Source organism: Streptomyces sp. NBC_00637 (assembly GCF_045161545.1).
Lineage (GTDB): Bacteria > Actinomycetota > Actinomycetes > Streptomycetales > Streptomycetaceae > Streptomyces.
Genome location: NZ_CP109046.1, coordinates 635,011 through 657,113 on the forward strand (window position 1 = coordinate 635,011; position 22,103 = coordinate 657,113).

General features: G+C 70.1%; 12 protein-coding genes. 4 read left to right on the top strand and 8 right to left on the bottom strand.

The features are described 5' to 3' along the window. Positions 1–106: 106 nt before the first annotated feature. From OG440_RS02770 to OG440_RS02795, 6 genes are all read right to left on the bottom strand, one after another. Positions 107–940 carry an alpha/beta fold hydrolase gene (locus OG440_RS02770; RefSeq protein WP_406005205.1) on the bottom strand — a complete coding sequence of 278 codons (834 nt, stop codon included), beginning with the start codon at positions 938–940 and terminating at the stop codon, positions 107–109. Between the two features lie 102 nt (positions 941–1,042). After that, entirely contained in the window at positions 1,043–1,882 is an 840-nt protein-coding gene (locus tag OG440_RS02775) for an alpha/beta fold hydrolase (RefSeq protein WP_406005206.1), read from the bottom strand. A 378-nt stretch (positions 1,883–2,260) separates the two neighbouring features. Continuing rightward, complete coding sequence (locus tag OG440_RS02780; RefSeq protein ID WP_406005207.1) at positions 2,261–3,406, bottom strand: serine hydrolase domain-containing protein; 1,146 nt, start codon at positions 3,404–3,406, stop codon at positions 2,261–2,263. Positions 3,407–3,452: 46 nt separating this feature from the next. Beyond that, the gene (locus OG440_RS02785; RefSeq protein ID WP_406005208.1) at positions 3,453–3,926 is read right to left on the bottom strand and encodes a Dps family protein; all 474 of its coding nucleotides are present in this window, start codon (positions 3,924–3,926) and stop codon (positions 3,453–3,455) included. A 34-nt stretch (positions 3,927–3,960) separates the two neighbouring features. Further along, complete coding sequence (locus OG440_RS02790) at positions 3,961–4,794, bottom strand: alpha/beta fold hydrolase (protein ID WP_406005209.1); 834 nt, start codon at positions 4,792–4,794, stop codon at positions 3,961–3,963. Between the two features lie 129 nt (positions 4,795–4,923). Continuing rightward, positions 4,924–7,674 carry an AAA family ATPase gene (locus OG440_RS02795; protein ID WP_406005210.1) on the bottom strand — a complete coding sequence of 917 codons (2,751 nt, stop codon included), beginning with the start codon at positions 7,672–7,674 and terminating at the stop codon, positions 4,924–4,926. An 851-nt stretch (positions 7,675–8,525) separates the two neighbouring features. On the opposite strand from OG440_RS02795, the gene OG440_RS02800 reads away from it, so the two are divergent. From OG440_RS02800 to OG440_RS02815, 4 genes are all read left to right on the top strand, one after another. Beyond that, positions 8,526–9,167 (top strand): BlaI/MecI/CopY family transcriptional regulator, encoded by a 642-nt coding sequence (locus OG440_RS02800; protein WP_406005211.1) that lies wholly within the window; start codon positions 8,526–8,528, stop codon positions 9,165–9,167. Between the two features lie 748 nt (positions 9,168–9,915). Then, positions 9,916–12,303 carry a Helicase associated domain protein gene (locus tag OG440_RS02805; RefSeq protein WP_406005212.1) on the top strand — a complete coding sequence of 796 codons (2,388 nt, stop codon included), beginning with the start codon at positions 9,916–9,918 and terminating at the stop codon, positions 12,301–12,303. Positions 12,304–12,580: 277 nt separating this feature from the next. Beyond that, positions 12,581–12,778: a helix-turn-helix domain-containing protein gene (locus tag OG440_RS02810; RefSeq protein ID WP_406011235.1), complete on the top strand. Its 198-nt coding sequence runs from the start codon at positions 12,581–12,583 to the stop codon at positions 12,776–12,778. Between the two features lie 131 nt (positions 12,779–12,909). Continuing rightward, the gene (locus OG440_RS02815; RefSeq protein WP_406005213.1) at positions 12,910–18,099 is read left to right on the top strand and encodes a family 43 glycosylhydrolase; all 5,190 of its coding nucleotides are present in this window, start codon (positions 12,910–12,912) and stop codon (positions 18,097–18,099) included. Positions 18,100–18,158: 59 nt separating this feature from the next. On the opposite strand, the gene OG440_RS02820 is transcribed toward OG440_RS02815, so the two are convergent. Both OG440_RS02820 and OG440_RS02825 read right to left on the bottom strand, forming a co-directional pair. Next, entirely contained in the window at positions 18,159–20,981 is a 2,823-nt protein-coding gene (locus OG440_RS02820) for a hypothetical protein (protein WP_406005214.1), read from the bottom strand. Next, positions 20,978–22,102: an AAA family ATPase gene (locus OG440_RS02825; protein ID WP_406005215.1), complete on the bottom strand. Its 1,125-nt coding sequence runs from the start codon at positions 22,100–22,102 to the stop codon at positions 20,978–20,980. Before OG440_RS02825 ends, OG440_RS02820 begins: the two co-directional genes overlap by 4 nt. Position 22,103 lies beyond the last annotated feature (1 nt).

A 22,103-nucleotide genomic window follows, 5' to 3' on the forward strand; every position in this document is an offset into this window, starting at 1 on the left:
TCTCGCGCGGTTCACGGTCCTCCCGCGCGGCAACGGGAGCGCGGCTCAGCTTCTCGCCCGCTGCGTCAACCTGCCGCCACGCGGCAGGTGAGACAACGGCCGCCGGTCACTTGGCGAGGAACGCCAGGAGGGCTTCAGAGACTTCCTGCGCGTGGGTCCACAGGAGGCCGTGGGGTGCGCCGTCGATGACGACGTAGTCGGCCTGCGGGAGTGCCTGGTGGAAGAGTTCCCCGGTTGCCTCGATGGGCAGGATGCGGTCGGCCGTGCCGTGCAGGATCAGAGTCGGCACGTCGATCTTCCGGATGTCGGCACGGAAGTCGGTGGTCCACGTGGAGACGCAGGCCAGCGAGGCGTACCAGGAGGCGCCGGCAGCCACGTTCCAGCTGTTGCGGACGGCTTCCTCGCTGATGCGGGTGCCGAGGTTCTCGTCGAGGTTGTAGAAGTCCTCGTAGAACGCGGTGAAGTAGGCGTAGCGGTCGGCGGTGACGGCCCCTTCGATGTTCTTGAAGATGGCGCCGTCGACACCGCTGGGGTTGTCGTCGGTCTTGAGCAGGAAGGGTTCGAGGGAGGCGAGGAAAGCGGCCTTGGCGATCCGGGCGGAGCCGTAGGTACTGAGGTAACGGCCGACCTCACCGGTGCCCATGGAGAAGCCCACGAGGACGACGTCGTCGAGGTCGAGGGTCTCCAGGACCACGTTGAGGTCGGCGGCGAAGGTGTCGTAGTCATAGCCGGTGGTGGGCTGGCTGGAGCGGCCGAAACCGCGCCGGTCGTACGTGATCACGCGGTAGCCGGCCGACAGGAGCGCGGCGGACTGCTTCTCCCAGGAGTGGCCGTCGAGCGGATAGCCGTGGATCAGCACGACCGGCTGCCCTGTGCCGTGGTCCTCGTAGTACAGCTCGATACTGGTGGAGTTTTCCTGGTCGACGGTGATGAACGCCATGGTGGTTGCTGCCTTCCGGTGTGCATGTGTCTGATGGTGAAGTGCCCCGATCGGGCACGGCTGTGCGGTGATGAGCGATGAGCGACAGGGCGGGGCCCTCGGTCATCGGACCGTGCGGGCCGCCTGCTCGACGATGCGGGTCACGGCCTCGGGGTGGGATACGGATACCGCGTGGGACGCGTCGATGGTCGTGGTGCGGGCATCGGCGCGGGCTGACATGAAGCGCTGGGCAGCCACTGGGATGTTGCGGTCCTCCGTGGTCACCAGCGACCAGGAGGGGATCGTCTTCCAGGCGGCCTGGGTGGACTTCTCCTCCAGAGCGGCGGCAGCGATCGGACGCTGCCCCGCAGCCATGAGCCCGGCCTTGTCCTTCGGCACGTCTGCGGCGAACTGGCTGCGGAACTTCTCCGGCTTGATGTATACGTCCGCGCCCTGATCACCGTCGGGCAGTGTGTAGTTGACGGACTCGACGGCCTGGCCGAGGGTGCTGCCGGGGAACTTGTCCGTCAGCCCGATCGAGCTCTCGCCCACGTCCGGCAGGAACGCCGCGATGTAGACCAGTGCCTTCACCTTGCCCTCAAGACCCGCGGCGGCCTGGCTGATGACGGTGCCGCCGTAGGAGTGACCGACCAGGACCACGGGCCCGTCGATGTGGGCGAGGACGCTGCGCAGGTAAGAGGCATCGGTCGCCGGACCACGCAGCGGGTTGGCGGCGGACACCACCGGGTAGCCCGCACGCTGCAGCCGGGCGACGACACCGTCCCAGCTCGCGGCGTCGGCGAACGCTCCGTGTTCCAGCACGATCGTCGGACGTACGGGGTGGTGGGGCGTGGCGTCGGCCGCAGCGGGCAGGGTGACGGCGGCGACGGACAGTCCGACGGCCGCGGTGACACCGAGCAGCGCGGATCTGCCGCCCGGACGGACGAGGCGGGTGTTACGCATGGGTGAAATCCCTCTTGTTTGATGGATGGTGCTCGACGGACCGAAAGGCGATGCGGCCGGTACGTCGAGAAACGGGGCCCGGAGCGCTTCTCCTCCGGTACCTGGTTGACGTGCGTCCGTCTGCGCCACGTGAGCAGCGCGGATCGGAGCGCTGGTGGGCGGCGGCGACAGCGGCCCGGAGCAGCTTCCGCACCCACGGTGGTTCCCGGAACATGGCCCATGTGCGGCGCCAGATTACGAGGGCCGCGAGCGCGGCGAGGTCGAGGTACATGGAGAGCCGTTCTCGGAGCGTGTGGCGACGGCGCGCAAGTGCCGGTGCCGGTTGGCGGCACGTTCGGCGGTGTGCCACAGCGCCGCGCGCGGAGCCTACGGCTCACCTCAGCCGGTACGTTCCAGGGCTTCGTAGACATGCCTGAGGTAGCTGTGCGTGCGCTCCGAGCCGAGGATCCCGTCGCCCACCCGGTTCATCGTGTACGAGAACGTGACGCGCCGGTCGAGGTCCATCATGACGATCGAACCGCCCCGGCCGACCCAGAAGCAGATCCTCCCGGTGGGCATGTGCGGCATCGTCCTCGGATCGGCGAGTGCGTAGCCCATGCCCCAGCGAATGGGAACGCCCAGGAACAGGTCGACTCCGTCGGCCTGTACGTCGAACACCTTGTCCACCGTCTCCTCGGAGAGAAGCCGGCGGCCGTTGACCTGGCCGCGCCGCGAGATGACGGAGAGCGCTCGGGCCAGGCCACGCGCGTTGCCGTGTCCGTTGACGGCTCCGAGTTCAGCGGAGCGCCACTGCGGCGTGTCGACGTGCTCGTCCCGTGCGGGGCTTCCGAGCAGCGTCCTGGTGAAGATTCCCGCGGGATCAAGACCCGTGGGTATACCGCCTGGCTGCGAGGGGGCCACCAGATCGGCGATACGCGGCCAGTCGGCCCGTCGCGCGCCGATCTGGACATCGGCTTGCGCCGGTTCGGCGATCTCGGTGGCGACGAACTCCGTCAGGGTAAGACCACTGGCCCGCCGGACAAGCTCTCCGACCAGTTGCCCTTGGGTCTGCACGTGGTAGCCCGAAGCGGAGCCCGGCTCCCACCAGGGTGCCTGCGCGGCCAACCGGGCACTCGCGGTAGGCCGATCGTAGAGATCCTCCATGCGGAAGGGCTGCTCCCAGCCGGAGAGTCCCGAGGTGTGAGCCAGGACGTGACGCACCTCGATGTGTTCCTTTCCCTGGGCGGCGAACTCGGGCCAGTAGTGCGCGACCGGGCGGTGCAGATCCAGCGCGCCCCGGTCGACGAGGATGAGAGCCGCGAGATTGGTGAGGGTTTTCGTGGTCGACCACAGACTCACCAACGTGTTCCGGTGCCACGGAACGGTCCGTGCTTCATTCGCGTGGCCACCCCACAGATCGACTTCCATGACCCCGTCCACATCGACGGCGATCGACGCCCCCAACTCCTCGCCGGCTTCGAGGTGCGCCCTCAGCGCCGCTCGTACCGGTTCGAATCGGTCTGTGCTCGTTCCCTCGACACGCATGCTCTTCTCCACTTCGGACGACAACTGTGAGGCTCTGGACCCCTGGTCAGGCCTGGTTCTCCGCCTGGAACATCCAGCTCTGCTTCTCGAGATCGGCCGTCAGTCCGATGAGGAGATCCTCGGTGACGACATCCACCTGGCCCATCGCGGCGACGCGCTCACGCAGCCTTTCGGTCACGGCAGAGAGCGCGTGCACCAAGGCCTCGACGGCGTCACTGTCCTTGGTCCAGCCCGGCGGAAAGGCGGGCACGCCACTGGCCCCCGCAACGGTTCCGGCCCGTCCGTCCGGACTGATGCCCAGGGCGGCCGCGCGCTCGGCCACCGTGTCCGCGTGGTTCCGGGCGACGGTGGCGGCCTCGTCGAGCTGCACGTGAACCGAGCGGAAGCGCGGGCCGTACACATTCCAGTGGGCCTGCTTGGCCACCAGGGACAGGTCGAGCAGGTCGGCCAGGGTCGCCTGCAGCGCCGCACCCGCGGTCTCGCGGTCGCGCTCGGGCAGAGGGTGGTTGACAACCGGCACAGGAGTGCGGTCCTTTCGTGACAAGCGCCGGCTCTCAGGCGGCGAGGAAGTCGAGCAGGGCGGCGTTGACCTCGGCCGCGTGGGTGAGCAGCAGCCCGTGCGGAGCGCCGTCGATCTCGACGTATCGCGCGTCGGGCAGGCGGCGGCGGAACTCGCGGGCTGTGGCGTCGATCGGCAGGATGCGGTCGGCGGTCCCGTGCAGGATCAGCGACGGCACGTCGATGAGCTCCACGTCGGCCCGGAAGTCCGTCAGCCACGCCGGGACACACGCGTACGCCGCCATGGGCGACGAGTCGATGGCGGTGGCCCAGTTCGCCCGCAGCGCGGCCTCGCTGAGCCGCGACCCGAGCGTCTCGTCGGTGTTGAAGAAGTCGACGAAGAAGCTCTCGTACCAGGCGTAGCGGTCGGCCTCAGCCTGCTCCGCGATACCGTCGAAGACGCTCTGCGGCACACCGGTGGGGTTGTCCGGCGTCTGCAACAGGAACGGCTGGAGCGAACCGAGGAACGCCGCCTTCGCCACCCGCTCCGAGCCGTGGACGCCGAGGTAGCGGGCGACCTCGCCCGAACCCATCGAGAACCCGACGAGAACCACGTCACGCAGGTCCAGCTGCGTCAGTACGGTGTCCAGGTCGGCGGCGAAGGTGTCGTAGTCGTAGCCCGTCATGGTCTTGCTCGACCGGCCGAAGCCACGGCGGTCGTAGGTGATGACGCGGTAGCCGGCCTCGACCAGCGCATCGGTCTGCTTCTCCCACGACTGCCCGTCCAACGGGTAACCGTGGATCAGGACGACCGGCTGCCCCGAACCGTGGTCCTCGTAGTACAGATCGATGGCGGTCGAGCCCTCGGAGCCGACGGTGATGGTTCCCATGGTGTGCCTTCCCGCCCGTCCGCCGTGTGCGCACCGGGCATGGCACAAACCTAGGAATCAAGCAGGTCGGACCGCGTCCGTCGGACTACGGCTTCGACGTACGTCATGGTGCTGCGTCTTCCGTGTACGTCATGACGCTGGGCGTTCGGGGTACGTCGCCGTGCCGCCGAGCACCGCGGCGAGTTCGCCGCGGGACGTGACCCCCAGTTTGGGGAACATCCGCTGGAGATGGGTGCTCACCGTCCGGGGCGAGACGTACAACCGCTCGCCGATCTCCCGGTTCGTCAGACCCTGCGCGGCGAGCTGGGCGACGTGCAACTCGGTCGAGGTCAGCCGGTCGACCGCGGCCGGATCCTGGCGCGGGGAGGACGCGCCCGCGGCACGCAGCTCCTGCCGTGCCCGCTCCGCCCATGCCGACGCGCCGAGGGCGTCGAAGATCTCGCGTGCGGCCTGCAGGACGACGCGGGACTCCGCGGGCCGCCGGTGACGCCGCAGCCACTCGCCCAGGGCGAGGCGCGCCCGCGCCCCCTCGAACGGCCAGTCCGTGGGGACGGCGTCGAGGGCCGCCCTGTACAGCGGCTCAGCGGCATCCTGCGGGCTCAGTAGAGCCCGGCCCAGTCGCAACCCACAGAGCAGGGCGGGCGAAGACGTCGATTTCCCGAGCGGGGTCAGCTCCCGCACGATGTCGCGTGCCACCCCCGCGGATTCGCTGCGCACCGCCGCCTCCACCAACTCCGCGACCGCGTAGAAGCGCAGCCAGGAGTGGAAGGCGGGGTCGGCCGGGTCGAAGACGCGGTGCAGGTGGCCGAACGCGTCGCCGTAGCGGCCCTGACAGAGTGCCGCCTGCCCTCGGGCCATCTGCATGATGGCCAGCACCGGGCGCCCTCCGCTGGGAAGGGCCTCGCGTTCGGCTTCCGCCGCCCATGCCTCTGCCGCCGGGTCGCCGCTGACGGCGGCCAGCTGTGCGCGGATGGCATTCACCATCGCGTGCACAAGAGGCTGACCGGTCTCGCGGGCAAGCGACGCGGCCTCCTCCGCGGCCAGGGAACCGGCGCGCACGTCACCCAGCCGTGCGGCGCTCCCCGCCTGGACGCAGAGGGCGCGGGCCAGCATCGACAGCCTGCCCTGCGCTCGCAGGGCGTCCAGCGACCTCGCCGTCAACCGGCTCGCCAGGGCGGGAGCGCCCACCGTCACGGCGGCGGCCCCCAGGAGCTGGTCCCCCTCCGCGTTCGCCGACGAGCGCTCCAGCTGACCCGCCAGGCCCTCCATGACCCCTTTCCCACGCTCGACCGGCGCCGAATACGCCCGCAGAGCGACCAGGTCGGCGTTGTCGGCAGGCACGGGCATCAGGTCGGCAGCGGCGGCGACCCGCTCGCGGGCGGCCGGACCCGGCTCACCCCAGAAGCACTGCAGGACCGCGCTCCACAGCATGCGCAGCCCCAGTGTCGGCTCGCCGCCGGCGGCGATCTCGACCGCCAGCTCGGCCAGCTCGGCGGTCGCGGAACCCTCGCCCCGCGTCCCCTCGGCCAGAGCGATGCTGACCCAGGCCGCGCGCCCTTGGTCCCGGACCGAAAGGTCCAGTGAGCGCGCCTGGGTCAGCAGATGCGTCGCGACGTCTCCTTGGCCCGACTCCAGTGCGAGCTCCGCCGCCCGGAGCAGCCGGTCCGCCCGCGCGGAGGAGTCCTTCGTCAGCTCCGCCGCCCGCCTCAGCGCGGCCAGAGCCGCGGCGACACCGCCTCGCCGCAGGGCTCTGCCGGCAGTGGAGTCCAGATCCCGTGCCACTCCTTCGTCGAGACCGGCGGTGGCGGCGGCACGGTGCCATGCCTGCCGATCGGGCTGCCCCTGGAGCGCGGCGGCGAGCGCGGCGTGCGCGGCCCGGCGTTCCGCGGCGGTGGCGGCGTGGTGGATCGCCGAGCGGATGAGGGGGTGCCTGAAGGCCGTCCCCTGGGCCTCCACCAGGCCCGCGTCGATCGCTGTCTCGAAAGCACCGACGTCGACCGTCGTCCCGAGCATCCGGGTCGCCGCGGCGAGGCATTCGTCTATCGTCCCGTCACCGTTGAGGGCCGAGAGGAGCAGGACCGCACGGGTGTCGGCCGGCAGGCGGGAGATCCGTGCCGTGAACGTCCGCTCCAGCCGCGCGGTCAGCGGCAGCGGACCCGGGTTGAGCGCGTACGCCCCGCCGACCGACTGCAGCGCGACCGGCAGCTCGGTCAGCGCCAGCGGGTTCCCGGCGGCCTCCTCCAACAGTCGCCGTCTGACCTGCTGTCCCAGTGCGGGGGCCACCGTGTCCAGCACCTCACCCGACACCTCGTCCGTCAGCGGGCCCAGGTGCAGCACCGGCAGGCCGGCACTGCTGAGGCGGTCGTCGAGGCGCCGGGTGACGGCGACCAGAACGAGAGGGTCGGACTCGATCCGCCGCGCCACGAACCCGAGCACATCGAGGCTGGCACGGTCCATCCAGTGGGCGTCCTCGACGATCACCAGCAGTGGCGCCTTCGCCGCCGCGTCCGTCAGCAGGGTCAGCGCGGCCAAGCCGACAAGGTACAGATCGGGTACGGCCTCGTCGACGAGCCCGACGGCCGCGAGCAGCGCGGTGCGCTGGCGTCCCGGCAAGTCGTCGATTCCGTCCCGTAGTTGGTGAACCAGCTGGTGCAGGCCGGCACAGGGCAGGTCTTCCTCCGACTGGACCCCCACAGCGGTGATCACACGGGTCCCGCCGCGCGCTGCCGCGTCCGCGGCCTCCGCGACCAGCGCCGACTTGCCGATCCCCGGCGCGCCGGTGATCACCGTCGCGCCGCCCGAACCGGCGGCCCCCTGCTCGACCAGGGCAGCCAGCGTGCGACGCTCCGTATCGCGACCCAGTAGCGCCCGCCGGTGCATGCCGTACCCCCCGTTTCTCTGTGCCTCCCCAGCAGCCGACGCTCCGCGTCCTCGCGGGACCAGGCGACCTGGGCGGCATCTCCACTGGCGGGCGACCTGGAAGCCTGGCCTGGATGCCGATCATGCAATGGTATGCGTGCTGCTGAGCGGGAACGACCGCTGTGCGCATCCGCTTGCCTGACGAGGCGACCTCGACGACGAGGAGTACGCCCTCGGGGCCCATGACGGCCGGGTCTTCGGTGGTGACGGCTTGGTCGGCGACGACCGGATCGGGGATGAACATCTCCCCTGGGGTCTGTACGTTCACGGCTTCGAGGATCTCGGCCTGTGCGCCGGCGGCGCGGGCGGCGGCCTCGATGGCCACGTGGGGTCGGCCGAGACGTGGGGTGGGTGGTTGGCCCGCTGGCGGCGGACCCCAACCAGGACGTGGGTGGCGCCGACTGGTGCGCTGATCGTGGAGGGCGGTGGCACAGGGCCAGGGGGCGCCGCCTGGTCCTCAGTGCGGCGCGGTGTCAGCGACGCCAAGGCTCCGTCGGGCCCGAATCCCACGTCGGCGACCTCGGTGTACAGGCGCCGCGGCAACGGCCGCTCGAGGAGCGCATCGTCGTCCGTGGGGGTGCGGCGGGCGTGAGCGGTCACGAGCCGGGACAAGAGCTCACGTTCCACACTCTGAGACCATTCACAGACATGCCCGATTGGAACAAGCAGCTCCGGATATCCGTACTATCCCTTTGACAGGGAACTGCGCACTGGACGTTGCTGCCGCCCGCAGGCATCAGCCACCGGGCAGACACACATATGTGACAGGCCCTGCGACTCCGGCCCAAGGTCGAGGAAAGGCTGTTCGCCTCATGTCCGAGAACACCACCGAACTGACATCGCAGTACACCGCTCAAGTAAGTGCCGACCTCGAACGCAACGCCAAGGAGCAGGAGCGGATCGGTGCGGAAATCGCCGCTCTGCAGGAGCAGTTGGCAGCGCATCAGCGTGACCACGCCGTGCTGGTCGGCATCCAGCAGGCGATCGCCGCGGCACCGGCTGCGGCAAAGCCTTCGGTCCTGCCGGACAGCGCCGCTGTACCCGCCCCGCGAGCGGCAAAGAAGCAGGCTGTGCCCAGTGCGGGCAAGCAGGCGCGGCCGAAGAAGACCGCTCCCGCGCCGCGTCGGAGCGCTGCCGTCAAGCCGGCCGCCGAGAAGGCCTCCACCAAGTCCGACAAGGCTGAACCGGCGACAACTGCGCGGCCGACACTGGGCGACCTGATCCGTGGCCATCTCGCCGAGCAGAGCGAGCCGCGCTCGGCGGCGGAGATCGCCGCAACCCTCGGCGAGGCCCATCCCGACCGCAGCGTCAAGACGACGGTGGTACGCACCACGCTTGAGGGGCTGGTGGCCAAAAGCCAGGCGCAGCGCAACAAGCAGGGCTCGTCCGTCTTCTACACGGCTACCGCAGTGCCGGAGCAGGCTGAGGAGCAGCCCGTAGCGGCCGGTGCGTGATTCCGCTCCGGCACGCCCGCGCCGGCCTCCGCATCAGTGGCACGGGCACCGGGCAGTCTGCTGGGCGAATTGGTGCGGTAGGCGGTAGAGGGTGTCCCGGCTTCAAGGGCCGGGACTCGTTGCTCGTGTCGGCGGCTCAGGAGGCCTGACGTGATGCCGCGAAACGGTCCTGGTGGCCGTGTCCGGTCGGTGCGGTGGGAGCGGTCCGATCATGGGGGCTTCGCCGTGGACCGTCTCGGATGACGTGTGGCAGCGGATCGAGCTGCTGCTACCGGTTCAGGTACCGGGCCGCAAGCCGCTCCCGGACCGGAGCTGGGCTTCGGCTCAGGTATGACGTGCTGGAGGCGGTTGTGGGACTGGCACGCGGCCGGGGTCGGGCAGCGGCGCCACGAAGTGCCGCCGGCCGAACTGAACGCCGCGGCCAGGCTCGACCGGTCGCGGGTGGCCGACGACGACAGCGGTTCACCGTCTTCCTCGGCGAAGACCTCACGCGCTGCATCGCATGCAGTCAGCCACCTCGTCGTGTCAGGCCTTCCAAAGCACTGGTCGCGGCAGGCCCGCGCCCTGCCCGGCTGAGCCTGCTGCTGAAGCGAGACTGTCGGTGGCGGAAGACATAATCGCCACCGTCACGATCACCGAATCGCCCGGAAGTCTCTGTTGTCCCCGCTGAATGCCGCGCAGCCGCCTGGCTGATCTCGTCTGTGGTCGGAGCGCGGTTCCTGACATCACATGCAAAGAAAGGACAATAGTGAAACTGCGTGCCCATCAGATCGAAGCCGTCGATGCCATCGTGCGCGGCTTCGATGTCCCGGCGGGCGGGATTCCTTTCGATGGTCTGCGCGGGCAGGTGCACGCGGCGTGTGGCACGGGGAAGACCTTCATTGCTGCGGCGTCGGCGAAGCGGCTTGTTCCGACGGGGCGCAAGCTCGTGCTGGTGCCGACGCTGGACCTTCTGTCCCAGACCGTGAAGGCGTGGCATGAGGTCGGGCACACGGGGCCTGCTGTTGCGGTGTGTTCGCTCCAGGACGATCCGGAGCTGTGGAATCTGCGGGTGCGGTGCACCACGAATCCGGTGCAGTTGGCGCTGTGGCACGGCACGGGGCCGGTCACCATCTACGCGACCTACGCCAGCCTCGGTGTCCTGGCTGAGGCTTTCGAGGGTGTCTACGGCCAGAAGTTGGACCCGGTGGACCTCGCGGTGGTCGATGAGGCCCACAGGACTTCCGGCTCGATGGGTAAGGCCTGGGCGGACATCCACGACCAGAGCGTCATCCCGGCGTACCGCCGCTTGTACCTGACGGCCACGCCGCGGATCTGGGAGGAGCGGCTCAGCAGGGAGGTTGCTGAGGGGGTGCGTGATCCGCTGCCTCGGGAGATGGCAGCCTCCATGGACGACGAGGCCGTGTTCGGGCCCGTCCTGTACAAGCTGTCGCTCGCGTCCGCGGTCTCGCGTGGGTTGTTGGCGCGGTATCAGATCATCGTGCTGGAGCTGAGGGACCCGGTCGTCACGCCGGAGCGTCTGATGGGTGAGGAGCGGCGCAGCGAGGAAGTGCGGGGGCAGCGGCTCGGGGCGCTCCAGGCGGCGCTGCTGCACACGATGGCGCAGCACGATCTGTCGACGTGCATCACCTTCCATCACCGGACGATGGAGGCGCAGGCATACGCGGAGGGGCTGGAGCGTGTGGCCGCGAAGCTGCATGCGGATCAACCGGAGATGTACCCGGCTCGGGTCTGGGCGGACTGGCTGTGCGGCGAACACGCACCCGAACGCCGGCGGGAGGTCCTTGGCTCGTTCGGGTCCACGGCGCAGCGGGCCGTGCTCTCCAACTGCCGGGTCCTGGGCGAGGGCGTCGACATCAGAGCCGTGGACTCCGTCGCCCTGCTGGACCCCAAGGGGGCGCCGCACGACATCGTCCAGGCCATCGGCCGGGCACTCCGGCAGAAGCCCGGACAAGGGAAACTGGCCTCCCTTATCGTGCCCGTCTTCCTCCAGCCCGGAGAAAAGCCGGAGGACATGTTCACCTCCGGGTCATACCGGCCCTTGGTGAAGGTATTGGCTGGACTGCGCGCTCATGATGAAGAGGCTGTTGAATTGCTCGCGATCCCGCAGGAGCCGCAGAAGGGCTTCGTGGAGCCGTCTGTGAGCATTGGTCAGGCACCTGAGGAAGACGAGGAGGAATCCCGTCTCCTGCTCCGGTTCGCCGCCCCCAGGGATCCGGTGATGGTCGCGGAGTGGGTTTCTTTCAACGTGATCGACACCGAGAAGCAGGACTGGGCGCGGGGCTGGGCGGCCCTCAAGAAGTTCACCGACCGTGAGGCCCACGCCCGTGTCCCGTACGGGCACAAGGAGGGCGCCTACCCGCTCGGGCAGTGGGTCGCGGAACAGCGGCGGGCATACGGGGCCGGGCAGATGACCGGCCGGCGCGCGAGGCGACTCGAGCAGTTGGGCATGGTGTGGTCGCCGGCCGATGAACGCTTCCAGGAGAACCTGGCGGCCGCGAGGGTGTACTTCGAGCAGCACTTTTCGCTCTGTGCTCCGCGGACGGCCACGGTGCTGGACCGGCCGTTGGGGATGTGGCTGGCGAATCTTCGAAGGCCGGGTGCGCTGGACGGGCACCCGGAGTGGGCAGCCGCGCTCGAGGCGATCGACCCGGACTGGAACCCCGCCTGGCCGGCCGACTGGCAACGCCACTACGCGGCCGTGCGCGAGCTGCTGCGCGACGAGACCGGAACGGAGCTCCTGCCGGGCGTGACCGTGGGAGGGCACGACGTCGGACGGTGGCTCCTACGGCAGCGCCAACCGGGCGTGTGGGCAGGACTCACGGACGGCCAGCGCGAGCGCCTCGAGGCCCTCGGTGTCGTGCCGCTGACCCCTGAGCCGGCGACGCCCGCCAAAGCCTCTCGCGGCGGTTCTGACTCCTTCGAGCGGGGCCTGGCAGCCCTGGCTCAGTACAAGGACCGCACAGGCACGGTAGGACCCGTGAGCCGCTCCCACATCGAACGGATCGTGATCGACGGCGAGGAACACGCGATCAAGCTGGGGGTATGGATCATGAACCTCAAGGGTCGCAGGGCAAAGCTGACCGCCGACAAGCTCCAGGCGCTCGCCGCGCTCGGTGCCGACTGGGCAGCCTGACCTCAGCTCTCCTCCCATTCGTCTGCCGTCGGCCGACGGGGTAGGCCGATACTTCGGCATGAGCAGATTCGCGCAGGTCATCGTGTGGGCTCCGTACACGGACGAGGTGACCGGGAGGGTCATTTCGAGCGGCTGGACCTGTTTGCCGGCGCGTGGGTGATCGAGTTCGGGCGGGTGCGTCCGCGTTCAGGTCTGCCGGGGGTCCCTGACGAGTCGCCGCCTGCTCGGCTCCCTCGATCCGGCGGACACCTTCCGTCACCAACTCGCGCTCAACGCACTGGCGTTCCTCGACGACAGCCGCATGCTCGACCAGAGCGCGGCAGCCCTGTTCACCCACCCGAACACGGTCCGCTACCGGCTCGGGCGGCTCCGGCAGATCACCTCCACGTCCCTCACGGACGGTGACGGCACGCCGGCCGCCCTGCACTGGTGGTGGGCCCTCACGACCTGGCTCGAGTCGTCAACACGGCGTTGAACAGAAGACCTTGTGGGCCGCCTCATCGTGTTCGACTGGTCGGACATTGTTCGAGAACTCTTGACGTGGCTATGTACACCGTTTGACACTCTCGCAACATCACGTCACACGGTTGAAACGGCGGATCCCCCATGACGCACAGACATCGACACGGCGACCGTGCGAGACGGGGGGCGGGACAACTGGCCGCGCTGACCGCCGCGTCCCTGCTCGTGGGCCTCGTCGGGGCGGCGACTCCCGTCCAGGCCGACGAGGCCGCCGACGTCACCGACGGTCTGGCCCTCTGGTACAAGCTCGACGCCACGTCCGGCACCACGGTCACCGACGCCTCCGGCAACGGCCGCGACGGCACGGTGACCGGCACCGCCGGCTGGTCGTCCACCGGCCAGGGCCTCGCCTTCAACGGCACCGACACCTACGTCAAGATGCCGAACGACGTACTGAAGGGCATGGACGCGATCAGCGTCGCCATGGACGTACGCATCGACGCCGCGCAGTCCACGCCGTACTTCCTGTACGGCTTCGGCAACTCCAGCGGCAGCAACGGCAACGGCTACCTGTTCACCACGGGCAACTCGCTGCGCACCTCGATCGCCACCGGCAACTGGTCGACGGAGCAGACCACCAAGCCCGCCGACTCCCACAACCTGACCCGCTCGGTGTGGAAGCACCTCACCTACACGCAGTCCGGCACCACCGGTGTGCTGTACGAGGACGGCGTCGAGGTCGCCCGCAACACGGCGGTCACCATCACCCCCGGCGCCATCGGCTCCGGCATCACCGCGGCCAACTACCTCGGCAAGTCGGTGTACTCGGGCGACAAGCTCTTCAAGGGCGACATCCGCGACTTCCGGGTGTACGACCACGCGCTGCCCGCCTCCGACGTGGAGCAGCTGGCCCTCCCCGTGGCCACGCAGGGCGTAGCCGACGACAAGGCCGCCCTGGACCTCGGTGACACCGACGCCGTCGTCACCGACCTGGACCTGCCGAAGACCGGCACGGCCGGCGGCGCCACGATCAGCTGGGCCAGCGACAACACCGCCCTGGTCTCGGACGCGGGCAAGGTGACCCGTCCCGCCGCGGGCGAGCCGGACGGTCACGCCACGCTCACGGCCACCCTCAGGAAGGGGACGGTCACGGCCACCAAGTCGTTCGACGTCACCGTCCTCGCCGCGTTCGACGACGCGACCGCCGCCCGGCAGGCCGCCGACGCCCTCGCGGTCCACAACCTCGACGACGCGCGCGGCAACCTCGGCCTCCCGGCGACCGGTACCTACGGCACCGCCGTCACCTGGACCTCCGCCCGCCCGGACGTCGTCTCGGCCGACGGCGTGGTGCACCGCCCCGCGCACGGCAACGGCGCCACCACCGTCGACCTGACCGCGACCGTCACCAAGGGCGCGGCGAAGGCGACCCGCGTGTTCACCGCGAAGGTCCCCGAACTCCCCGCGAAGGAAGCCCTCAAGGGCTACATGTTCAGCTACTTCACCGGCGAGGGCACCTCCGACGGCGAGCAGCTGTACGCCGCGCTCAGCAAGGGCAACGACCCGCTGAAGTGGCGGGAGCTGAACGACGCCAAGCCCGTCCTGACCTCCACCCTGGGCGAGAAGGGTCTGCGCGACCCGTTCATCATCCGCTCCCCCGAGGGCGACAAGTTCTACCAGATCGCCACCGACCTCAGGATCTACGGCAACGGTGACTGGGACGCCTCCCAGCGCACCGGCAGCAAGTCCATCATGGTCTGGGAGTCCACCGACCTCGTCCACTGGACGGACCAGCGCCTGGTCAAGGTCTCCCCCGACAGCGCCGGCAACACCTGGGCACCCGAGGCGTACTACGACAGCGACCTCGGCGAGTACGTGGTCTTCTGGGCGTCCAAGCTGTACGACAACGCCTCGCACTCCGGCGACACGTACAACCGGATGATGTACGCCACGACCCGCGACTTCTACACGTTCAGCGAGCCCAAGGTCTGGGTCGACCGCGGCTACTCGGTCATCGACTCCACCGTGATCCAGCACGACGGCACCTACTTCCGGCTGTCGAAGGACGAGCGCAACAACTCCTCCTCCACCCCCAACAGCAAGTTCATCTTCGAGGAGAAGAGCGACTCGCTGCTGAACCTCTCCTGGGACGCGGTCGCCGAGGGCATCGGCAAGGGCGCGATGAACGCGGCCGAGGGGCCCCTGGTGTTCAAGTCGAACACCGAGGAGAAGTGGTACGCGTTCCTCGACGAGTTCGGCGGCCGCGGCTATCTCCCGTTCGAGACGACGGACCTCGCCTCCGGCGTCTGGACCCCGTCCACCGGCTACGACCTGCCGGCCAAGCCCCGGCACGGCACCGTCCTGCCGGTGACCCAGGCCGAGTACGACCGGCTGCTGCGCGCCTACCAGCCGGACCAGCTGGTCGAGAGCGTCGAGGACATCGCGGTGAAGACCCGCGTCGGTGACGCCCCGGTCCTGCCGGCCACCGTGCTCGCCACCTACGCCGACGGCGTGCGCCGCCCGGTGGCGGTCACCTGGGACGAGGTCCCGGCGTCGGCCTACGCCCAGAGCGGCACCTTCACCGTGACGGGCAGCCTCCCCGACGGCGCAGCGCTCCCCGTCCGCGCCGAGGTCACCGTCTCGACGGAGGGTCCGGACGTGCCGGCCGACCTACTGCTGCACTACGGCTTCGACGAGACGTCCGGCAACATCGCCGTCGACTCCAGCGGCCACGGCAACCACGGCACCTACGTCCGCACGCCCGAGTTCGGGACCGGCGTGGACGACGGCTCGTTCAAGATGTCCGGCGACTCCGCCACCTCCCCGTACGTGAAGATCCCGAACGGCGTGCTGAAGGGCGCCGACAGCGTCACGGTGTCCACTTACGCCAAGTGGAAGGGCGGCTCCAGCTTCCAGTGGCTGTTCGGGCTCGGCCCCGACAGCGACAAGTACCTCTTCGCCACCCCATCCAACGGCGGCTCCAGTCTCTACTCGGCCATCACGAAGGCCAGGTGGTCGGCGGAGTCGAAGCTGACGGCCGGCTCGCAGCTCACCCCCGGCGAGTGGCGGCACGTCACGGTGACCCTCGACGGCTCCACCGGCACGATGGTCCTCTATGTCGACGGCGTCGAGGCGGCCCGCACGACGACCACCGTGAAGCCGTCCGAGCTCTACGACGCCGACAAGGACTACACCGGCTACATCGGACGTTCCCTGTACTCGGCCGACCCGTACTTCGGCGGCGAGGTCGACGACTTCCGCGTCTACGGCCGGGCCCTGTCGGCCGCGGAGGTCATGGAACTCAGCGGCAACACCGCGGGCATCGCCAAGGCCACGCACCCCGCCCTGAAGGTCGACGCCCTCCTGGACAACGCGAACGGCAAGATCACACTGCCGCTGAAGGAGGGCACCGATGTCACCGCGCTGGCACCGGAGTTCACCCTCGCCCACGGCGCGGCGATCAGCCCCGCCTCGGGCAGCGTGCAGGACTTCAGCAAGCCGGTGACGTACGAGGTGACCGGCTCGGACGGCACGAAGCGGACCTGGACCGTGTCGGCGCTCGTCATGAAGAGCCCGGTGCTGCCGGGCCTCAACGCCGACCCCGACATCGTGCGCTTCGGTGACACCTTCTACATGTACCCGACGACCGACGGCTTCGAGGGCTGGAGCGGCACGCAGTTCAAGGCGTACTCGTCGACCGACCTGGTGCACTGGACCGACCACGGCGTCATCCTCGACCTGGGGCCGGACGTGAGCTGGGCGGACAGCCGGGCCTGGGCGCCGACCATGGAGGAGAAGAACGGCAAGTACTACTTCTACTTCTGCGCCGACGCCAACATCGGCGTCGCCGTCTCCGACTCGCCCACCGGCCCGTTCACGGACGCCCTGGGCAAGCCGCTGCTCAAGGCCGGCCAGTACAGCGGCCAGATGATCGACCCAGCGGTCTTCACCGACGACGACGGCCGGTCGTACCTCTACTGGGGCAACGGCCACGCCTACGTCGTCCCGCTGGGCGACGACATGGTCTCCTTCGACGCCTCGAAGATCACCGACATCACGCCGAGCGGCTACAACGAGGGCAGCTTCGTCGTGAAGCGCCAGGGCACCTACTACTTCATGTGGTCGGAGAACGACACCCGCGACGAGAACTACCGCGTCGCCTACGCCACCGGTCCCTCGCCCACCGGCCCCTGGACCAAGCGCGGCGTCATCCTCGAGAAGGACCTCTCCCTCGGCATCAAGGGCACCGGCCACCACTCGGTCGTCCAGGTGCCGGGCACCGACGACTGGTACATCGCCTACCACCGGTTCGCCATCCCCGGCGGTGACGGCACCCACCGCGAAACCACCGTCGACAAGCTGGAGTTCGACGCCGACGGCCTGATCAGGAAGGTGGTGCCCACCCTCACGAGCATCGACCCGGTCACCATCGTCCACGCCGGTCCCGACGCCCAGGGCGCCGAGGGTTCCGCGATCGCCCTGAACGGCACGGTCTCCGGGGCGGGCGGCGCACGGTGGACCCTCGAGAAGGGCGCGCCCTGCACGGTCACGGACCCCGCCGCCGCCCGCACCACGCTCACCTGCACCGACAACGGCACCTACACCGCCACGCTGACCGGCGGCCGCAGCACCGACTCGGCCGTGGTGACGGTGTCGAACGCGGCCCCGGCCATCACCTCGGCCACCGGCCCGTCGGCCCCCGTGGCGGCCGGCCGCGCCACGGCCGTCACCGCCCGCTTCGGCGACCCGGGCGCCGGTGACACCCACGCCTGTGTCATCGACTGGAAGGACGGCGGCAAGCCCACCACCGGCACGGTCACCACGTCCGGTTGCCGTGCCGAGCACACCTACGCCTCCGCGGGCATCCGCCGCCCGGTGATCACCGTCACCGACGACGACGGCGCCTCGGCCGCCACGACGCTCCCCGAGCTGATCGTGTACGACCGTGCCGCCGGACCGGTCGTGGGTGCGGGCACCGTCGACGCCAAGGTCACGCCGAAGCTGACGGGCCGGGCGTTCTTCTCGCTCACGGCCGGCTATCTGCCGGGGGCCACCGCCCCGGCCGGAGGGGTCACCTTCGACTTCCGGCCGGCCCGCCTGAAGTTCCGCTCCATCGGCCTCGACTGGCTCGTCGTCACCGGTTCCACGGCCGTCCTCCAGGGATCGGGAACCCTCGACGGCAAGAGCGGCTACGGGTTCCGCGTCACGACGACGGACACCCCGGACACCTTCCTCATCAGGATCTGGAGGAAGGCCGGCGGGGAGGTGGTCTACGACAGCGCCACCCCGGCCAAGGTCAACGGCGTCATCACGGTCGGCCTTCCCGGCCGCCGGTAACACCTCCGCCGTCCGGTCCTGAATACCGGGCGATCGGTTGAGGACGCGGGCCTCCTGCCTCAGGCAGGGGGCCCGTGCGTCGTCAGCGCCTCCAGAGCCGCCGCGGTCTCGGGATACCGGGCCAGCAGGGCCGCTGCGGGCGACATGGCATCGCCCGTCTCCCACGACCCGTCGCAGCCCAGCAGATCCGCGAGCGCGTCACAGGTGTCGCGGTGCGCGGCGAGAAGCGGCAGACCGCCTCCGGCGACCACCGCCGACCCCACCGGGGCGCGCGACGGTTCCTCCGGGAGCAGCCACGGCGGAACAAAGGTGTCCAGCTCGGTGAGCCGGGCGGGGAAGAGCCGGCCCGCCTCACGGATCAGCAGCGGGGCCTGCTCGGCACCGCCGGCCCGCAGGGTGCCGATGAGCGTCGGCAGCCAGGGCAGCAGCACCGCGTCGGGGAGCCGGGCGAAAGCGTTCGACACCGCCTCGACGACGAAGTCGGCCAGCCCCGGCACCGGTTCCAGGGCGTGCACGAAACCGCTGAGGTAGCGCGGATAGGCGGGCACCACCAGCGGGTTGCCGAGCAGTTCCGCACAGCGCGCCCGCAGCGCCGTCCTCGACAGGGTCCCCAGGTGGGTCTGCGCCGCCCAGAGCAGGGCGGTGCGCGACGGCTCGGTCGGGTGGGACTGGGCGAGGGCGAGTTCGAGCTGGGTGCGGTCGCAGCCCAGGGACAGCGCCAGGCCCTCCATACCGAAGAGGAAGCCGAGCATCGCCGCGACCTGGCGGACGGTCGCGTCGTCGTCGGTGAACGCCGTCGGCAGCAGCGTGCAGTAGTGCGCGTAACCGGTCTTGACGAAGGACTCGATCCACGGCGGGAGCACCGGCTCGGCGGTGCGGTAGTGGGCCAGCAGCCGGCGCACCCGGCGCAGGACCTCCGGCGCGCCGTCCACACTGCGCTCGCTCGCCAGGACCTCCAGGGCCCGGGTGCCGAGCTCGTCGGCGAGACGGCGGCTGCGCAGGTAGAGCGTCGCGTCCTCGACGGCCTCCAGGACTTGCGCAGCGGTGGCCTGGGGAGCGTACGCGGCGCGCCGCAGCCGCTGTTCGAGGACCTGCTCGATGCTGACACCCTCGTAGCCCAGCTCGATCAGGGCGCGCTGGTGGGTGCCCAGGGCCAGGTCCCAGGACTCCTGGATGGGGCGTTCACCGAGGCGGCGCTCGCCCATGATCGGCCGGGCCGCGCCCTGCGGCAGCAGCCGTCGCAGCATCCACAGCAGATCGGAGCAGCGCGCGAGTTCCGGCCGTGCGGCGATGTCCAGCAGGGCGCGCTGCACCCCGCGCTGCTGGAGCCTGAGGTCCAGGGGTGCGAGCCTGTCGTGCACATCGCGGGCCAGCGGCGGCAGCGCGTCGTAGCCGACCTGGCCGACCCGGTCGCCCCCCATCATGATCTCGACCAGACGGCCGACGTCGCGCCGGCCCGGTACGGCGTCCTTCTCGATGCAGGTGACGGCCGCGTCCTGGAAGTCGTACGGCGTCGGCTTGGCGCGGTCGCGCATCCCGGCCAGCAGGATCGACGTCTCGAAGACGGCGATGGCGTCGGCGGTCGAGGCCAGGTAGCCGTTACGACGCGCGGCGCGCACGATCTCCACGGACCAGCCGAGCAGTTCGGCCTCGTCCAGGGCGTCGAGGGCGGGCGGCCGCTGGAGGAACCCGGTGAGCCGGTCGGCGGCCGGGGTGGCCGGCTCGGGGTCCGCCGGCGCGAGGGCCTTCCTCGGCTTCGTGCTCTTCCCGGTGCCCGCCTGGCCCTCCAGGCGGTACGGCCGCACGCCGGTGCGCCGGAGGTTCTTCGCCCATTCCGTGGCCGCGATGGACACCGAGCCCGCGGCCAGTCCGAACTGCGCCTCGATCGCGCCGTGGCTGGACGGGATCAGACCGTGCCGCCATTTGGTGCCGCTCGGCGGGCCGATGGTGAAGGTGTCGCCGCCGCGCACACCGAACTCCTCGACCCGGGAAGCCGCGTGGAAGGCGCCGCAGACGTACAGGCAGTCGGCCGGGTCGGTGCCGGTGGCGGCGAGGTGCTCGCGCATCCGGGTCCACATGTGGCGCTCGCGGTCCTCGTCGACCCGTACCCTGCCGGGGTCGCCGGGGGCGAGGCGCCGGAAGAGGCTGCCGATGAGCAGCATCACCTGACGGTAGGTGTCGTGGTCACTGTCGCCTAGGGGCAGTTCGACGTACTGGTGCCACCACTCCGACCAGTGCCGTACCCGGCCATGGCGCAGGAGGTGCTCCTCCAGCTCGGCGAAGCGCGGACGCAGGTCGCCGATCTCCACGCCGACGGCGTCACCGTGCAGGGCGGTCTGCTCCGCCGCCTCGGGCGCGTCGGCGTCACCCGCGCCGTCGGGGGCGCTCCCCCCGTCGGATCCGGTCTCCCACTGGAAGACGTGGTCCGAGGACCGGTCGACGAGGACGAGTTCGACGCCCGGCGTGTCGAGCGCGTAGGCGATGGCCTGGTACTCGGCGGAGGCCTCGGTGACCGGGGCGACCACCGAGAGCGGCGCCCAGTCCGCGGGGAAGCCCTCGATCTCGCTCGCGAAGGACTGGACCGCCACGGGCAGCCGGCAGTTGCGCAGCTCGGTGAGGATCGGGGCCATGTCCTCGCACAGTTCGAGGTAGACCACCCTGGGCTGCTTCTCGCGCAGGCGGCGTGCCATGGCGATGGCCGAGGCCGGTGAGTGGTGGCAGACCGGGAAGATCTCCAGGGGTTCGCCCACCGCGCGTTCGACGTCGTCGACGATGCCCCGCAGGATGCCTTCCAGGGCCGCGGGACCGTCGGCGAACATGGCGGCGGCGTCCTGGAGCTGGGTGCGCAGCGCCGTGAACGTGCCCTCCGTGGCCCCCGTCACGACAGGGTCGCGATCGCGTCGCGGCCGCCCTCGAGGAACTCCGGCCAGGCGCCACCTTCGTCCTTGCTGCGCGGTTCCACGACGCCGTGCAGGTACTTGTTGAGGATGGCGAGGTCCTCCGGTGCGCGCCGGGCCAGGGAACCGACGAGGGACGAGGCGAGGGTGTGGGCGGTGAGGGCACGTTCGCCGAAGAAGTTGCCGTGCAGGATGGCGTCCTCGAGGACGCCGATCTGCTCGGCCGTGGACAGGGCGGACTCGAGCTTCTCGTCGTCGCTGCCGGCGGCGGCCGAGGAGGCCCGCAGGTCGGCGAAGCTGCGCAGCAGCACGTCCAGCAGGGTCGGCGGGACGTCCAGCTCGATGCGGTGGCGGCGCAGCAGTTCCTCGGTGCGGAACCGGACGATCTCCGCCTCGCTCTTCTTGTTCGTCACCACCGGGATGCGCACGAAGTTGAAGCGGCGCTTGAGGGCCGAGGAGAGGTCGTTGACGCCCCGGTCCCGGCTGTTGGCGGTGGCGATGACCGAGAAACCCGGCTTGGCGAACACGATGTTGTCGCTGTCCCGGTCGCTGCCCAGCTCCGGGACCGAGATGTACTTCTCGGAGAGGATCGAGATCAGCGCGTCCTGGACGTCGCTGGTGGAGCGGGTGAGCTCCTCGAAGCGGCCGATCGAGCCGGTCTCCATCGCGGTCATGATCGGCGACGGGATCATCGACTCGCGCGACTGGCCCTTGGCGATGACCATCGAGACGTTCCACGAGTACTTGATGTGGTCCTCGGTGGTGCCCGCCGTGCCCTGCACGACCAGCGTGGAGTTGCGGGAGATCGCGGCGGACAGCAGTTCGGCCAGCCAGCTCTTCCCGGTGCCGGGGTCGCCGATGAGGAGCAGGCCCCGGTCGGAGGCGAGGGTGACGATGGAGCGCTCGACGAAGCTGCGGTCGCCGAACCACTTCGGGGCGATCTCCCGGTCGAGACCGTCGGCGCGCTCGGAGCCCAGGACGAACAGGCGGACCATCTTCGGGGACAGCCGCCACGAGAACGGTTTGGGGTTGTCGTCGATCGACTCCAGCCAGTCGAGTTCCTCGGCGTACTTGAGCTCGGCGGGTGCGCGCAGCAGGTCGGTCATC

Bases quoted from the DNA above. Each gene is read 5' to 3' on its own strand.
- OG440_RS02770 (WP_406005205.1), bottom strand. From the start codon at position 940: ATGGCGTTCATCACCGTCGACCAGGAAAACTCCACCAGTATCGAGCTG.
- OG440_RS02775 (WP_406005206.1), bottom strand. From the start codon at position 1,882: ATGCGTAACACCCGCCTCGTCCGTCCGGGCGGCAGATCCGCGCTGCTC.
- OG440_RS02780 (WP_406005207.1), bottom strand. From the start codon at position 3,406: ATGCGTGTCGAGGGAACGAGCACAGACCGATTCGAACCGGTACGAGCG.
- OG440_RS02790 (WP_406005209.1), bottom strand. From the start codon at position 4,794: ATGGGAACCATCACCGTCGGCTCCGAGGGCTCGACCGCCATCGATCTG.
- OG440_RS02795 (WP_406005210.1), bottom strand. From the start codon at position 7,674: ATGCACCGGCGGGCGCTACTGGGTCGCGATACGGAGCGTCGCACGCTG.
- OG440_RS02800 (WP_406005211.1), top strand. From the start codon at position 8,526: ATGTCCGAGAACACCACCGAACTGACATCGCAGTACACCGCTCAAGTA.
- OG440_RS02815 (WP_406005213.1), top strand. From the start codon at position 12,910: ATGACGCACAGACATCGACACGGCGACCGTGCGAGACGGGGGGCGGGA.
- OG440_RS02825 (WP_406005215.1), bottom strand. From the start codon at position 22,102: ATGACCGACCTGCTGCGCGCACCCGCCGAGCTCAAGTACGCCGAGGAA.